The organism is Catenovulum sp. 2E275, assembly GCF_025515275.1.
Taxonomy (GTDB): domain Bacteria; phylum Pseudomonadota; class Gammaproteobacteria; order Enterobacterales; family Alteromonadaceae; genus Catenovulum.
The window spans coordinates 157,365-173,187 of record NZ_JAOPFU010000001.1 but is presented as its reverse complement, the minus strand read 5'-3'; the positions used below and the strand labels follow the sequence as shown (position 1 = coordinate 173,187).

13 protein-coding genes are annotated in these 15,823 nt (G+C 38.2%); 8 read left to right on the top strand and 5 right to left on the bottom strand.

All coding sequences use genetic code 11. From position 1 onward, the window contains the following. Positions 1-36: 36 nt before the first annotated feature. The 3 genes from N7931_RS00580 to N7931_RS00570 all read left to right on the top strand — a co-directional run bounded on the left by N7931_RS00580 (position 37) and on the right by N7931_RS00570 (position 3,286). Complete coding sequence (locus N7931_RS00580; RefSeq protein WP_262791298.1) at positions 37-1,494, top strand: circularly permuted type 2 ATP-grasp protein; 1,458 nt, start codon at positions 37-39, stop codon at positions 1,492-1,494. Next, a complete protein-coding gene (locus N7931_RS00575; RefSeq protein ID WP_262791297.1) occupies positions 1,494-2,414 on the top strand; it encodes an alpha-E domain-containing protein in 921 nt (306 codons plus the stop codon). Before N7931_RS00580 ends, N7931_RS00575 begins: the two co-directional genes overlap by 1 nt. Before the next feature lie 335 nt (positions 2,415-2,749). Next, positions 2,750-3,286 (top strand): YdeI/OmpD-associated family protein, encoded by a 537-nt coding sequence (locus N7931_RS00570; RefSeq protein WP_262791296.1) that lies wholly within the window; start codon positions 2,750-2,752, stop codon positions 3,284-3,286. A 10-nt stretch (positions 3,287-3,296) separates the two neighbouring features. Here the strand turns inward: N7931_RS00570 and N7931_RS00565 are convergent, their stop codons facing one another. Beyond that, the gene (locus N7931_RS00565) at positions 3,297-3,797 is read right to left on the bottom strand and encodes a GNAT family N-acetyltransferase (RefSeq protein ID WP_262791295.1); all 501 of its coding nucleotides are present in this window, start codon (positions 3,795-3,797) and stop codon (positions 3,297-3,299) included. Then, the gene (locus tag N7931_RS00560) at positions 3,797-4,471 is read right to left on the bottom strand and encodes an HAD family hydrolase (protein WP_262791294.1); all 675 of its coding nucleotides are present in this window, start codon (positions 4,469-4,471) and stop codon (positions 3,797-3,799) included. The genes N7931_RS00565 and N7931_RS00560 overlap by 1 nt, the downstream gene beginning before the upstream one ends. A 294-nt stretch (positions 4,472-4,765) precedes the next feature. Between N7931_RS00560 and N7931_RS00555 the strand changes: the two genes are divergently transcribed. The 5 genes from N7931_RS00555 to N7931_RS00535 all read left to right on the top strand — a co-directional run bounded on the left by N7931_RS00555 (position 4,766) and on the right by N7931_RS00535 (position 12,304). After that, complete coding sequence (locus N7931_RS00555; RefSeq protein ID WP_262791293.1) at positions 4,766-5,683, top strand: transporter substrate-binding domain-containing protein; 918 nt, start codon at positions 4,766-4,768, stop codon at positions 5,681-5,683. A gap of 133 nt (positions 5,684-5,816) precedes the next feature. Next, positions 5,817-7,361 (top strand): CHRD domain-containing protein, encoded by a 1,545-nt coding sequence (locus tag N7931_RS00550; RefSeq protein ID WP_262791292.1) that lies wholly within the window; start codon positions 5,817-5,819, stop codon positions 7,359-7,361. A 461-nt stretch (positions 7,362-7,822) separates the two neighbouring features. Beyond that, positions 7,823-9,817, top strand: coding sequence for a transketolase (tkt, locus tag N7931_RS00545; RefSeq protein ID WP_262791291.1), 1,995 nt, complete (start codon positions 7,823-7,825; stop codon positions 9,815-9,817). 67 nt (positions 9,818-9,884) lie between these two features. Beyond that, on the top strand, positions 9,885-10,895 hold the full coding sequence (gene epd, locus N7931_RS00540; RefSeq protein ID WP_262791375.1) for an erythrose-4-phosphate dehydrogenase: 1,011 nt from the start codon (positions 9,885-9,887) through the stop codon (positions 10,893-10,895). Positions 10,896-11,125: 230 nt separating this feature from the next. Further along, a complete protein-coding gene (locus N7931_RS00535; RefSeq protein WP_262791290.1) occupies positions 11,126-12,304 on the top strand; it encodes a phosphoglycerate kinase in 1,179 nt (392 codons plus the stop codon). A gap of 674 nt (positions 12,305-12,978) precedes the next feature. Here the strand turns inward: N7931_RS00535 and N7931_RS00530 are convergent. The 3 genes from N7931_RS00530 to N7931_RS00520 all read right to left on the bottom strand — a co-directional run bounded on the left by N7931_RS00530 (position 12,979) and on the right by N7931_RS00520 (position 15,816). Next, positions 12,979-14,583, bottom strand: a complete 1,605-nt coding sequence (locus N7931_RS00530) for a M56 family metallopeptidase (RefSeq protein WP_262791289.1) — start codon at positions 14,581-14,583, stop codon at positions 12,979-12,981. Between the two features lie 19 nt (positions 14,584-14,602). Next, entirely contained in the window at positions 14,603-14,974 is a 372-nt protein-coding gene (locus tag N7931_RS00525) for a BlaI/MecI/CopY family transcriptional regulator (protein WP_262791288.1), read from the bottom strand. A 107-nt stretch (positions 14,975-15,081) separates the two neighbouring features. Continuing rightward, on the bottom strand, positions 15,082-15,816 hold the full coding sequence (locus tag N7931_RS00520) for a DUF4886 domain-containing protein (protein WP_262791287.1): 735 nt from the start codon (positions 15,814-15,816) through the stop codon (positions 15,082-15,084). Positions 15,817-15,823: the final 7 nt, after the last annotated feature.

Sequence of the window (15,823 nt, the reverse complement as noted above, 5' to 3'; positions counted from 1 at the left end):
GTATTAGCAAGTGTTTGATGGAAAAAGGAGACCGCCGTGAGCATTAATTGGCAAAAATATAAAAGTCAGCCATTTTATGATGAGTTGATTAGCCAGACGGGCAAGCCAAGAAGCCATAGCCATAATTTAGCTGGCTACCTTGCGGGATTGTCCGATGAGGAATTAACCTCAGCTAGAGCCGCAGCAGAGTTTGCGATTAAAGAAATGGGTATTACGTTTACGGTTTATGGTGAGGGAAGCTCAATTGATAGAGCTTGGCCGGTTGATATTGTGCCCAGAGTGATAGGCAAAAAAGAATGGGATTTTATTGAATCCGGGCTTAAACAACGGGTGCAGGCACTTAATTTGTTTATTAATGATTTATATCATAAGCAGCAAATTATTAAAGATGGTGTGTTTCCAAAAGAATTATTAGCTAAATCCGTTAATTACCGCCCGCAATGCGAGGGCATTACACCACCGAACGGTATTTGGGCGCATATTTGTGGCTCAGATTTAGTGCGTGATGATAAAGGCACAGTTTATGTGTTGGAAGATAATTTACGGGTGCCTTCGGGCGTATCTTATATGATTGAAAACCGCTCTGTGATGAAGCGGGTTTTTCCGGAATTATTTGAAAATAATGACATTTTACCTGTGCATGATTATCCCTCTCAATTATTCGACATGCTTTGTGCAATGTCGCCACGCAAAGACGATAAACCCGAAGTTGTGGTATTAACGCCGGGTATTTATAACTCAGCGTATTTTGAACATTGTTATTTAGCACAGGAAATGGGATGCGAACTGGTTGAAGGGCGCGACTTAGTGGTTAATAACGATGACTGCGTTTATATGAAAACCATTTATGGGTTGCGTCGGGTTGATGTGATTTATCGCCGGATTGATGATTTATTTTTAGACCCCGAAGCGTTCAATCCGGATTCTACTTTAGGGGTTGCCGGTTTAATGCGGGCTTGGCGCAAAGGCAATGTTGCGTTAGTTAATGCGCCTGGCGCTGGTGTGGCAGATGATAAAGTGGTGTATTCATTTGTGCCGGAAATTATTAAATATTATCTGGATGAAGACATTAAACTGCCAAATGTACCTACTTATAAATGCATGGATAAAAGCGACAGACAATATGTGATTGAACATATTGATGAATTGGTGGTTAAACCGGCCAATGAATCTGGTGGTTATGGTTTATTAATAGGACCAAATTCAACCAAAAAAGAGCAGCAGGAATGTATTAAGCGTATTAAAGCTGACCCGCGCAATTATATTGCTCAGCCCACTTTAAAATTATCAACCGTTCCAACTTTAGTTGATAATCATGTAGAGGGGCGGCATGTTGACTTACGGCCATTTATTTTATCATCCGGACAAAATACCCAAGTCACAACCGGTGGATTAACCCGAGTTGCGTTGGTTAAGGGGTCATTGGTGGTAAATTCATCGCAAGGCGGTGGCAGTAAAGATACTTGGATTGTTGACGATGGGGAGGCTCAATAATGTTATCTCGTGTAGTGGAAACCTTATATTGGATGAGCCGTTATGTGGAGCGTGCTGAAAATGTAGCGCGTTTGGTTAATGTTAATAATTTATTATTAATGGATTTACCCAAAGGCCTTTCAACTGGCTGGGAGCCAATTATTGATATTATTGGCTCGCGCGAAGCGTATTTAGAAAACCATAAAGATTTTAATGAACGCAGTGCCTTTAAATTTTTATTAGTAGGCGCCAATAATCCATCTTCAATTTTAAACTCGCTTTGGTCTGCACGTGAAAATGCCAGAACTGTGCGTGATGTGATCCCGCGTGCGGTTTGGGAAGGCATTAACTCGCTGTATTTATATGTAAAAGAAAACCAGAACGAGGGCATTAGTAAACGCGGCCGGTTTGGTTATTTAAAACATATTATTGAGCAGACTCATTTAGTATTTGGTGCGTTGGATGCAACTTGTAATCATGATCATGGTTATATGTTTATGCGCTTTGGCTCGGTACTTGAACGGGCTGATATGACGACCCGGATTTTAGATGTGCGCTCAGCTAATTTAATTGAATCGGAAACTGACAGACCATTTGAAAATATTCAGTGGATTAGTGTGCTGAGATCGCTTAGCGCTTATCAAATGTATCGCCAGCAAATGGGGGTGAGAGTTAAGCGTGAAGATGTGATTGAGTTTATGTTGCACAGCGAAGTATTTCCGCGGGCTGTATTATATTGTTTGTATGAAATGAAAAGCATTATTGCGCCGATTACTCACTCAGAACAAATTGATGCTGTGATTGCGGATGTGACTAAAGATTTAGTGACAACAGATGTACGTAAGTTGAAGAATGGGCAGTTACATCAATTTTTGGATGACATTCAAATTGACTTGGCTGAAATTCATAACCGTTTAGCTGAACTTTATTTTTTGAAATAATGCCACCGGCAACATGCCGGTGGCAGTTAACCCAGCAATAGAGCTATACCCAAACTGCTTGAAGATGCGATATTTCAGCAAGAGATAAAAAGCATTTAGACAAGGCATTGATTGAAGATAATGGTTATTCCCTTTTCAAAATCAATAACGCAGTATAAATGCTTTTTAGCCTTGCCCTTTGGGAGCTTCACAGCATTTCTATTACTGCGTTATGTTAATTTGAAAGGTAGTCGACATTCCTTCATTAACATGCCTTGTACTAAAAACGCTGTGATAGCTCTGAAACATGCATCTTCAAGTAGCTTGGGTATTAATCAATATAAATGAACCAACTGATGGCAAAATCGATTTTTGAAGCCGAGCTATTATGTCCGGCTAAACAAGATAAACAATCACCTTGGTATTTCGTGATTTTACCTAAAGCTGTGAGTGATACTTTATCTCGCCGCGGGCGGGTGACAATTAAATTATTGATTAATCAATCTCAATTTCAAACCTTAGCTGAGCCGGATGGACAGTTAAGTCATTGGTTTAAGTTAAGTGCTGAGTTATGTAGCAAACTTGAAATGAAAACCGGCGAAATTCTGCAAATTGAATTGGTTCAGCTTGACGAAGAACCTGAACCCGTTATCCCGGAAGATTTTTGGCAGGCACTTTCACAAGATAACGAAGCTAAATTAGTTTGGGACAGCACAACCACTATCGCTAAATTGGATTGGATTCATTGGGTGGAGTCTGCAAAGCAGACTAAAACCAGATTAAGCCGAATTGATAAAGCCTGTGATATGTTAAATCAAGGCAAAAAACGAGTGTGCTGTTTTGATTCTTCCGGTTTTTATAGCAAAAGTTTAAGCGCGCCAAAAGCGGTTTAACCTAACCTGATTAAACCGAAAAAGCCGAATGATAAGACACTTGACCGCTGGCTGTTTTTGCACCAAAACTGATTGCCTGAAAATAACTGGGTGGCACATTGGATAGCTCAAGTTGGTTGGTTACTTTAAAGCCAAATCTTTGATAATAATCAGGTTCACCCAATACAACACAACCAGCTGCGCCTTTAAATTTAATCTCGGATAACGCACTATTAATCAAAGAGGCACCAATTCCTTGGTTTTGATATTCAGGCAAAACCGCAACCGGACCTAAGCCATACCAATCTTGAGTGTCGTCAGAAATTTTAACCGGTGACATAGCAACAAAACCCACCAACTTACCCTGATTTAATGCAACTAATCCGACAGTTAATGCATTGTGTTGACGCAGCGCATCAACAATATCCTGTTCATTATGATTTGAAAACTGGGCTGATTTAAAAGCCGCTGTGATTAGCTGGCTGATTTCGGCTGCGTCCTGTGTTTGCTCGTAGCGTATTGTTAGCGTCATTATTTTGCCTTATTTATGTTAGCGATAATTGAATGCGCTTGGTCAAAACTCTCTAAAACATAACTGGCTTTGGCTAATAGCGCTTCATGCACGGGCAAATAATCAGGGATCGCAACCGTTTGACAACCCGCGCTGGTAGCTGCTTCAACACCTGCGTTTGAATCTTCAAATACTAAGATATGTTGTGGTTCAACCCCCAGTTTTTCACTGGCCATTAAATAACACTCAGGAGACGGTTTGGCATGTTTAACCATATCGCCAGCAACAATAATATCAAAATGGGCCAAATAATCGGTCTGACAAAAAGTTAAAACCGCAGCATCATAAACGGCTGAAGTAACTAAACCCATTGGAATATTTAACTGGCGAGCCTGCTGGAAAAAACGGTCAAAGCCTTTTTTAATCGGTAATCCACGCATTTTGTGATAATCGATTAATTCGCGGGTTTTAACGGCAAATTCTTCCAATGGGAATTCATTGCCAAATAATTCTCTAGCCAGTTTGTAAGATTCTGCGGCTCTAATTCCAACAAATGGATCATACATTTGTGGCGTCATCTCTAAATTAAAATGTTGAGCACTTGTCACCCATGCATCTCGGTAGGCGGCTTCGCTGTCAAAAATGGTTCCGTCTTTATCAAATAAAATCGCTTTAATTTCTGGCTGGTTTGTCATAATAAATTGTTTACGCTAATTGGAGATAAGTTTTTAATAATTGATATAAGGTTGTAGTTCAGAGTTTAGTCTGTTTGAATATTAAGCAATTGCCGTTCGTCCTATATAATAAAATTCAACGTTCTAAGGGCGAGCTAAACCAATGATATGCTTATTTAATGATATAAATGACTCTAGCATACCCGCCACTGGGTTTAATTTAAAGGGTAGCTTGCAGCCCGATTGGATTTATTTGACAACCTATTAATATTAGTTATGTTTAAGCTGTTAGTTGTATAATTTATAAGACCTTACATGACACTTAAAATAATTATTAGTTGTATCAGTTTTTTATGGGCATTTTCATTGTTTGCAACGGTACCGGATGTATTGAAAATACCTGCTCCCCGCTCTAACTTTGATTTATCAGTTGATTATCATCAGACTTTATTAACTATGGCTCTGACTGCTGGCGCAAACGGGCGAAAAGTGCCTAAAGTTGAAATGATTTATAATATGTCGCAGGCGCGAGCTAAATATGAATTAATGAAAGGTAAATTAATTGATGTGTATTGGTTAGGGACTTCAATCCAAGAAGAAAAAGATTTAAGCGCAATTCGTATTCCAACTACTCGTGGTTTAATTGGTTTTCGAAAATTTTTAATTAATAAAAAATCAAAAGCCGCATTTGATACAATTAAAAACTTGGATGATTTAAAACAATTTGTTGCTTGTCAGGGAAAACACTGGCCAGATACCGAGATTTTAGAAAAGGCAGGTTTAAAAGTAATAGCAACCCCTACTTATGAAAATTTATTTAGTATGTTAAATGCCGGGCGCTGTGATTATTTTCCACGCGGATTTCACGATGCAGGTAACGATGTTGTCATTCGCCAATCTAAATTTCCAGATTTAATGAGTTACTCACGAATTTTATTACATTATCCGTTTGCGGTTTATTTTTTTACTAAAAAAGAATCGACTGAGTTAACTAAATGGATAGAAGATGGCATGACCATTTTAGCTGAAACAGGACAAATTGAAGCGTTGATGCAAAAACATGCGTTAACTGCGCATATTTATCCATTATCTAAAGATCAAACCCAACTTTATTTGCAGCTAAAGAATCCACTTTTACCGGCAGACACGGATTATAAAAATCCATTGTTCTGGTATCAGAATGGAGTTTTTAAAGCAGATTCTAGCCTAAATAAAATAAGTTTTAGTAAATAACTTGATACAATAATGATCTTTTTCTTTTACTAAACGTAACAAGCTATAGGTCGGTAAAAATATTCACTATATTTGTGAGTTTTTAGCCACCTCAAAAGTTAATTAACGTTTATTAAATTAGAAGGACTTAGCTATGAAATACTGCTTAACTTTAATGTTGGCATTGATGATGACAGCATGTTCGTTAGACTTTGGTTCAGATGATGACGATGATAATAGTCCCGAATCATTTATGCCAAGCCTTACTTTAACAATTCAGCTTTCTGGTTCTCAGGAAGTTCCAAGTGTAATGTCTACAGATACAGCAACAGTTGAATTCCAATTTGATCAAAACTTAATGCAATTTAGGGCAACACTAGATGCAACTGATGTTGAGGGGTTTTCGGCAGCCCATATTCATCAAGGGTATGTCGGGTCAAATGGCGATGTTGCTTTTACTTTTGAGCCTAGCTCAACAGCAGGAATGTATTACATAAATGAAACTAATTTAAATCAGGCCGCAGTTGATGAATTTATGGATGGCGGTTGGTATGTCAATGTACATACAGAGGATAATGCATCAGGTGAACTGAGAGGGCAAATTTTAACCAGCGATTTTACATTGTTCACTTTTAATCTCTCAGGGGAACAAGAAGTTCCAACAGTCGATACTGAAGCTATGGGGTATGGTTATGCAACCTATAATAGCTCAACAAATATTCTTGACCTTAAAGTTAAGACGATGGAAGCTGATGATACCAATGCAGCTCATATTCATACTGGTAGAATTGGTACAAATGGAGATGTGGCAATTACATTAATACAAGGTCTTGATAGTAGTGAGTGGATGACTGAAGAAAATACAGTAATTGACAGTACTACTGCACAAATATTAATGGATGGCGGACATTACGTTAATTTACATACTACAGAAAATCCATCGGGAGAAATTAGGGGGCAGATTATTGGTGATAATATGGCACTGATTAATTTCGCATTAGGTGGTGATCAAGAGGTGCCTGCTGTGACGACAGACGCTACAGGCAATGGTTATGCTTTAGTTAACATGGATAACTACGCTTTAGAGCTAAAAGTTGTGACTAATAATCTCATGGATGCAACAGCTGCTCATATTCATACGGGTAGAGTTGGTATGAATGGGGAAGTATTAGTTGCATTAGAACAATCATCTGAAGATATGGGAGTTTGGATGACACCTGAAAATACAATGTTAACTGAAGAAATTTATCAGGTATTAGCTTCTGGTGGTCATTATGTGAATATTCATACACCAGTAAATACGGGAGGTGAAATCAGGGGACAAATTGTGACGGATAATTATGCTTTAATGACCTTTCCAATAGAAGGTCAGCAACAAGTTCCTCTTGTTACTACTGATGCCATGGGATATGGTTATGCTTTATTTAATACCCAAACTAATGAATTAGAGTTAACTGCTGTGACTATGAATTTAGTTGAAGCAAGTGCAGCCCATATCCATTCGGGTAGTGCAGGTTCTAATGGTGATGTTGTTGTAACTTTAATGCAAGATACAGCAAATACTAATGTTTGGAAAACGGATGGTAGTGTGGTGCTTGACGAGAGTGTTGCTGCTCAATTGTTAGATGCCGGACACTATGTAAATATACATACAACATTAAATGCCAACGGTGAAATCCGTGGACAAATCGTTCCATAAATTGTCTATTCATAATTAGGGTTTGTTGATGCTTGATGTATAGACTGCTGAAAATGGCATTCAAAAGGTAAACAGACCCTATCTATATAGAGTTGGATTAACAGCTCTATATTATCTTTTTACACCTACAACTTGTTCCCCTGATAATCTCTATTATTTATAAGAAAAAGTGCTACCGGTAGCACTTAATTTTGATAGAATAAACACATTTAGTTTTAGTCGTCATACTGATAAAAAATCATATATTAACCTGAAAAAATAAAATTTATTAATTTAGTTTAATCATATTTGTCATATTTTTTATCTAATATGGCCGATATAAGCGATAAATATTTGCACTTAGTGCTTCTCTGGGGGAAAATACCCCCCGATTTTTTAACTGCTGAAAAACGCTAAAGTGGCTCGGCAGTCAATTTTAAATACTCGACGCTACCAAGAAATGGTTAACTTAAGGAGTTACAATGTCGTCACGCAAAGATCTTGCTAACGCTATCCGTGTTTTAAGTATGGATGCGGTACAAAAAGCTAAATCTGGTCACCCTGGTGCCCCTATGGGTATGGCTGACATCGCTCAAGTATTATGGTGCGATTTCTTAAACCACAATCCTACAAATCCTGACTGGTCAGATCGCGACCGTTTCATTTTATCAAACGGCCACGGTTCAATGTTAATTTATTCACTATTACATTTGTCAGGTTACGACTTGCCAATCAGTGAATTACAACAATTCCGTCAATTACACTCTAAAACTCCTGGTCACCCAGAATATGGTTACACTGTTGGTGTTGAAACAACAACAGGTCCTTTAGGCGCTGGTATTTCTAACGCTGTTGGTTTTGCTATTGCTGAAAAAACATTAGCTGCGCAATTCAACCGTGAAGGCCACGACATTGTTGACCATTTCACATACTGTTTCTTAGGCGACGGTTGTTTAATGGAAGGTATTTCACACGAAGCCTGTTCATTAGCTGGTACTTTAGGTCTTGGCAAATTAATCGCTTTCTGGGATGACAACGGTATTTCTATCGACGGTCACGTAGAAGGTTGGTTTACTGATGATACGCCTAAGCGTTTTGAATCTTACGGCTGGCACGTAATTAAAGGTGTTGACGGTCATAACCCTGAAGCAGTAGCAGCAGCAATCACAGAAGCTAAATCGGTAACTGACAAGCCTACTATGATTTGTTGTAAAACTATCATTGGTTTAGGTTCGCCTAACAAATGTGGTAGCCACGACTGTCACGGTGCACCATTAGGTGATGAAGAAATCGCTGCGGCACGTGAATTTTTACAGTGGCCACATGCACCATTTGAAATCCCTGCAGACGTTTATGCTGGTTGGGATCAAAAAGAAGCTGGCGCTGCTAAAGAAGCTGCGTGGAATGCTAAATTTGAAGCATACAAAGCTGCATACCCTGAGTTAGCTGCTGAATACGAGCGTCGTGTAATCAAAGGTGAATTACCTGCTGATTTCGCAGAAAAAGCACAAGCTTTCATCGCTGAAACTCAAGCTAAAGGCGAGGGCATTGCTTCTCGTAAAGCATCGCAAAATGCAATTGAAGCATTTGGTGCTTTATTACCTGAATTATTAGGTGGTTCTGCTGACTTAGCGGGTTCTAACTTAACTTTATGGTCAGGTTCTAAAGGTATTCAAGACGATGCTGCCGGTAACTACATCCACTACGGTGTACGTGAATTCGGTATGGCGGGTATCATGAACGGTATTTCTTTACACGGTGGTTTCATTAACTACGGTGCAACTTTCATGATGTTTATGGAATACGCGCGTAACGCAGTTCGTATGTCTGCATTAATGGGTATTCAAAATATTTTCGTATTTACTCACGACTCTATCGGTCAGGGTGAAGACGGCCCAACTCACCAACCAGTTGAGCAATTAGCTAACTTACGTATGACACCTCGTATGTCTACATGGCGTCCTGCTGATGCAACTGAATCTGTTGTAGCTTGGAAAAATGCTGTTGAGCGTCGTAACGCACCAACTTCATTAATTTTCAGCCGTCAAGGTTTACCTGCATTAGCTCGCACTGAAGAGCAAGTTGCTAACATCACTAAAGGTGGTTATGTATTAGTTGATACAGACGGTACACCAGATGTTATTTTAATCGCGACAGGTTCTGAAGTTTCATTAGCGGTTAAATCTGCTGAAGCTTTAGCAGCTGAAGGAATTAAAGCACGTGTTGTTTCTATGCCTTCTACAGATGCGTTTGATGCTCAATCAGCTGAGTACAAAGAGTCTGTATTACCTGCAGCAGTGACTAAGCGTGTTGCAATTGAAGCAGCTCACGCTGATTACTGGTACAAGTACGTTGGTATGAACGGTGGTTTTGTTTGTTTAACAACATTCGGTGAATCTGCTCCGGGTGGCGACTTATTCAAACACTTCGGTTTCACTGTTGAAAACGTAGTTGCTACAGTTAAAAAATTAGGCTAATAATTAGTTTAGTTATTTGAAAAAGGCAGGCTTTTAGTCTGCCTTTTTTGCTCTTGGAGATACCATCATTATTAGAATTGCGATTAATGGTTTTGGCCGAATTGGGCGCAGTGTTGTGCGTGCAATTTATGAATATGGTCTACAGAATGAGTTTAAAATTGTCGCGATTAATGAGCTTGCCTCACCGCAAAATATTGCCCATTTATTAAAGTACGACACATCTCACGGACATTTTAAAGCGGATGTTAGTTTAGAAAATAACCGGCTGAAAATTAATGACGATTTAATTCACTTATTGCATGAAAACCGAGTATCAGAGTTACCTTGGGATAATATGCGAGTGGATGTTGTATTTGAATGTACAGGTAAAATTTCTGGTTTTGAGGACGCTTTTGTACATATAAGACAAGGCGCGAGTAAAGTCTTGCTTTCGCATCCTGGAGATGCAAATATGGACGCAACTATAGTGTACGGTGTAAACCAAAATATCTTAACCAAGCGCCATCGGGTGGTGTCTGCTGCATCTTGTACCACTAACGGATGTGTGCCGGTTATTACCGCGCTTGATCAAGCATTTGGCATTGAAAGTGGCAGTATTACCACGATTCATTCTGCGATGAATGATCAACCTGTGATTGACTCTTACCACGAAGATTTGCGCCGAACTCGGGCTGCCAGCCAGTCGATTATTCCGGTTGATACTCGGTTAGCCGCTGGAATTGAGCGGATTTTGCCAAAATTTCAAGGTCGGTTTGAAGCCATTTCTGTGCGTGTACCAACAGTTAACGTAACCGCGTTGGTATTAAGCATGACAGTTGAAAAAGAAGTAGATATAAATCAGGTTAATCAGGTCATTAAACAAGCTGCTGCCAATGAGTTAAAAGGTATTTTGGATTATACTGAAGCGCCTTTAGTGTCTATAGATTTCAATCATGATCCACATTCATGTATTTTAGATGGCACTCAAACGCGAGTCAGTCATAATAAGTTAGTAAAAGTTTTGGTATGGTGTGACAACGAATGGGGTTACGCCAATCGTATGCTGGATACATGCAAAGCCATGATGCAGGCACAATAAGTGCATCAGATAAAAGATTGCTTAATATTCTAAGTACAAATAATACCCAAACTGCTTGACGATGCGAGATTTCAGCAAGAGATAAAAAGCATTTAGACAAGGCATTGATTGAAGATAATGGTTATTCCCTTGTCAAAATCAATAACACAGTATAAATGCTTAGTAGTTTGGGTATATACGTGTAAAACACAATTTAATTTTTTAATCAGATAAAAATTGGAGAACCGCTTATGTCAGTAATCAAAATGACTGACCTGGATTTAAATGGCAAAACTGTTTTAATTCGTGAAGACTTAAACGTTCCTTTAGATGATCATAAAAACATCACCTCAAGTGTGCGTATTGATGCTGCAATTCCGACTATTAAAGCTGCATTGGAAAAAGGTGCTGCGGTATTAGTAATGTCTCACTTAGGTCGTCCAACTGAAGGCGAATATGATGATGCATTCTCTTTAGCACCCGTTGTTGCATATTTAAACGAAAAATTAGGTGCACCGGTTAGCCTAGCAAAAGATTATTTAGACGGTGTTGACGCTAAAGCAGGCGAAGTGGTTGTTTTAGAAAACGTGCGTTTTAACCTAGGTGAAGGTAAAGACGACGAAGCTTTATCTAAAAAATTAGCTGCATTATGTGATGTGTTTGTAATGGATGCATTTGGTACGGCTCACCGTGCTCAAGCGTCAACTCACGGCGTTGCTAAATTTGCACCTGTTGCGTGTGCTGGCCCATTATTAGTGCAAGAGTTAGATGCATTAGGTAAAGCATTAGATAACCCAGAGCGCCCATTAGTAGCGATTGTTGGTGGTTCTAAAGTATCTTCTAAATTAACTGTATTAGATGCGTTTTCTAAAATTGCTGACACCTTAGTGGTGGGTGGTGGTATTTCTAATACTTTTGTTGCTTCTGCCGGTAACGAAGTTGGTAACTCTTTATACGAAGAAGATTTAATTCCTGAAGCTAAGCGTTTACGTGAAACCACAGAAGTAATTTTTGCAACTGATGTGCGTACCACTAAAGATGGTTTTAGTGATTGGAGCCACACTTCAAAAACAGAAGTTAAACAAGCTAATGAAATTCAAGCCGATGAAGAAATCATCGATTACGGCCCTGAATCTGCGGCACGCGTAGCTGAAATTGTTAAAAATGCTAAAACGGTTATCTGGAATGGTCCTTGTGGTGTATTTGAATTTGATGCATTTGCAAAAGGTACTGAAGTAGTTGCTAAAGCTATCGCTGAAAGTAATGCATTCACAATCGCTGGTGGTGGTGATACTTTAGCTGCTATCGACAAATGGGATTTAGCAGATAAAATCTCTTATGTTTCAACTGGTGGTGGTGCATTCTTAGAGTTTGTAGAAGGCAAAGAATTACCAGCAGTTAAAATTTTACAAGAAAGAGCAAAAGCTTAATCTAATAAGCTGACTATTTTCATGTAAATAGACTAAAGGCCGCTTACGCGGCCTTTATTGTTTGTGGAATTAATAACCTAATCTAATGAACTTTACCTCAGTGCTAGATTGATGTGCCATGATTGAAGTTGTCATAAATAACCAAATAATAAAAGAATAAATGTAAGCTAAATATAAAATATTATCGTAGTAAAAGAATTAGTAAAAATTTTGATGGTGAAATTAATCTGTGGCCGAAAAGATAATGGGTTTGAATCAATCGAGCTAAATTGCTTATATAACCTCAATTCGGTTTAATGAATATATTTCAAACGGCCTTTTTCGCGGGTACTGCGTTAAATTCACTTGCAATATGACCCCATGGATGGGGGGGGTCGAGCGACGTTGGAACTAAAGCCGAGACTAGCTATTAACGCGTGAATTTGCCTTGTCCGCACAAAAAAATTCTCGTTAGAAACCATGTAGAATTATAAGGTTAAATAATTCAATTAGTTAGAATACACCTTAACCCGAGTTGAGGTTATATAGCTAATAGTGACTCACATAAATTCTGTTTTATTCAAGACTATTAAATAATTGGCTATCACTTTAAAAACCAGCTAGATATAAAAAGCAAATGCCGGAACTATTAGGCTGAACCCTAAGCTAACCGGCATTTGTGAAGTTTTAAAATACTATATTAGCTTATAAACTGGTGAGCTAGAGATCATTTTAGGCATCTTAACTTTAGACAAACTAGGATCATTCTTTTCCATCAGCGCCATATTTTCGCTATCGTCTAATTCCTTGTAAATTAAGTATTTGTATTGGTCTAGATTTTTAATATCTGATGGATTAATACCATTAAGCACAGCCAAAGCTTCAACATTGTTTTTCAACTTAGCATAGGTCAATGCTAATGATAGTTTGCTGCCGGGTTGGAAATTCTCTTTAACTTCGGCCTGCAACTTAGTTAACGCCTCAAGCGCCTGTTGCGGCTGGCCTAAATTTAGATAGGCGCTTGCTATATGGTTATATAAAAAAGCAGGTGGGTTAGCATCATCCTTATACCAGTTATAATAAGTGGTTAAAATTTCATTATGTTGCTCAAGTCGCTGCAACAGGTTATTAACCATAGTAAAGGCGTATACTTTAATTCGGGTTTCTTCAAAACCGGTTAACTTGGCACGGTTATTTTGCCAAGCCAAAATGTTTTGATAAATTAATTTTAGTTTGGCAGTATCTTCGCTTCTTGCATTTTTCGACAAATCTACCAATTGCTCAAGTTGAGCTTGATAACCGATTTGAGTTGTTTGTTCAGACTGAGCCGTTAGACTTAGTGTCGTGCTTTTATTACCGACACTTGCCGCGGTATAACCACAAAACAAAATACCAATTAGAGCAATACCAATATACTTCGCTTTCATTGTTTTCTCCTGATTTAACAACTTAATGCGTTGCATATTAAAGTTATTTGATTGTTTAATATTTAGCATTGGGACAGCGAAACTATGTTGAGTGCTCTGCGATACTTTATTTAACAATAGGCTAGCCAAGTCTTCTTGGTAGCGCTGTTTTAATTGAGTAAAACATTTTTCATCACAGCTTAATTCAAGCTGTTGTTTGGATTTTTTAGCAAGGTATAAACAAAGCGGATTCCACCAAAATAGGCTTTCAATTAAACAAATTAACCAAATCCACACTGTATCCGCTTGTTTTAGGTGATTTACCTCATGTTGTATTACTGAGTTAATTTCACTACGTTGCTGCATATTTTTATCGATCCAGATCACAGGGATAAATAAACCCGTTGCTAGCGCTGGGGTATTTAATTCAGTAATTCGTACTAAGTAATCGCCAGTAATGGATTTATAGCGCTTGGACTCAGTTGAATTTAGGTAAAAATGACGAATGATTTTCATATATGTCATCGCCCTAAATATAAATAAAACCAGTCCGATTAATAAGGTCAGAGTGAAAGCATCCGCTAAGCTAAAATCTATCGAACTTAGATTCCAAGTCGTTTGCTCTGACGAGTTTGTTTGTGAAATAGGGCTGATAACTTCAGTTGTTTGAGTTGAAGTCGTTTCAACACTAATAAAATCATCTAGGTTAAGTGCTAAAAAATTCGATTCACTGGCCTGTTGGACAAAAGGCAATTGTTGCCATGGGATACACCAGCTCACTAGCGCGAATATTAACAAATAAAAATTAAGGCGTGCCGGTGCATTTTTAAGCAAAGTGGTTGTTAATAATAAACTTAAACTGATGAGACCCGCGGTAACAAAATAATCCATCATAATTTGTATCCTCTACCTACTATTTGTTGGTTTTTTTGTTTTTGAGTAAAGTTTGTAAATACTCGATATCCGCTTCATTTAACTCTTCTTCTTCAATAAAATGAGCGATTAAATGGCGAGAGTTTCCGCGGAAAAAGCGCTGAATAAAATTAGGAGCGGCTTGTTCTGATAAGGTTTTTTGTGCAACACAGGTGCGGTAAACAATTGATCTGCCTTGTTGACCACAGCGTTCAATGGCTGATTTTTTTTCCAATCGATCAATTATAGTTTTAACTGTGGTGTAAGCTAAATTGCGTTTTTCAGACAATAGTTGATGAACTGTTACAGCGGTACATGGCTCGTGCTGCCATAAGAGTTGCATTACGTCTAATTCAAATTCACTTAGCTTCATATAATTATTCCATACCCTTAAAAACTACAAATGTAGTTTTAATGTAGTAGTTTAGTTTTCACCTGTCAAATAGTTTTTATTGATGTATTTTTAAAATATAGTTCAGATTAAGACTGTGATTGAACTGCCAGCCAAGCTTGTTGTTGTAAATAAAGCGCCTGTTTTTTATCTAATTCGCCATAAAATGCAATGCCAACCGGACTTTTATTAAATATAGTGGCGTAAAATACACAGGCGGCTAAATAACCACCGGCAAAACTTTGATGTGTACCATCAGCATCATATAAATTAATTTTATCACCGTCTTCCCGTACAGCTCGCCAAGCTAAACCGACAGGTGCAACCTGCATATTAAGCTTTTTGGCAACTTTATTATAAGCATCAATCGTGGCTTGCTGATGTAAATTGTATGGGTACTTGGGGTGTAACTGGGTATTTTGCCGCCCCCATGTCATATATAAAATGACTTGTTCTGGCTTTACGGCGTTATGCTGCTTAAACAAAGAATCGAACAAGATAACTGACTGTTCAAAACCTAGATAATTATTAAATGCTTTAGTGCTAAACTCTTGTAAAACAATATGATCCCATTGTTGTTTAGCCACTTTTTGCAACGTGACTTGATACTCTAAATGTTGTGAAAGTTGATAACCTCCCAACAAACTGCTGTCAAATATCAACTTATCACCATTATATTGAGCCAGTTTGGCGGTTAAACCGGGTACATCGTAAGTAAAGGTATAACTGTTACCAATAAATAAAACTTGTTTGTTTTGTCCGGCAAGGGTTATGGTTTGCCAGCTTAATAGTAGAGTAAATATTAATAATTGAATCAGTTTCATTGATACA

Excerpts from the sequence above, each read along its gene's own strand:
- N7931_RS00575 (WP_262791297.1), top strand. The coding sequence starts at position 1,494 with ATGTTATCTCGTGTAGTGGAAACCTTATATTGGATGAGCCGTTATGTG.
- N7931_RS00570 (WP_262791296.1), top strand. The coding sequence starts at position 2,750 with ATGGCAAAATCGATTTTTGAAGCCGAGCTATTATGTCCGGCTAAACAA.
- N7931_RS00565 (WP_262791295.1), bottom strand. The coding sequence starts at position 3,797 with ATGACGCTAACAATACGCTACGAGCAAACACAGGACGCAGCCGAAATC.
- N7931_RS00560 (WP_262791294.1), bottom strand. The coding sequence starts at position 4,471 with ATGACAAACCAGCCAGAAATTAAAGCGATTTTATTTGATAAAGACGGA.
- N7931_RS00555 (WP_262791293.1), top strand. The coding sequence starts at position 4,766 with ATGACACTTAAAATAATTATTAGTTGTATCAGTTTTTTATGGGCATTT.
- N7931_RS00550 (WP_262791292.1), top strand. The coding sequence starts at position 5,817 with ATGAAATACTGCTTAACTTTAATGTTGGCATTGATGATGACAGCATGT.
- tkt (WP_262791291.1), top strand. The coding sequence starts at position 7,823 with ATGTCGTCACGCAAAGATCTTGCTAACGCTATCCGTGTTTTAAGTATG.
- N7931_RS00535 (WP_262791290.1), top strand. The coding sequence starts at position 11,126 with ATGTCAGTAATCAAAATGACTGACCTGGATTTAAATGGCAAAACTGTT.
- N7931_RS00530 (WP_262791289.1), bottom strand. The coding sequence starts at position 14,583 with ATGATGGATTATTTTGTTACCGCGGGTCTCATCAGTTTAAGTTTATTA.
- N7931_RS00525 (WP_262791288.1), bottom strand. The coding sequence starts at position 14,974 with ATGAAGCTAAGTGAATTTGAATTAGACGTAATGCAACTCTTATGGCAG.
- N7931_RS00520 (WP_262791287.1), bottom strand. The coding sequence starts at position 15,816 with ATGAAACTGATTCAATTATTAATATTTACTCTACTATTAAGCTGGCAA.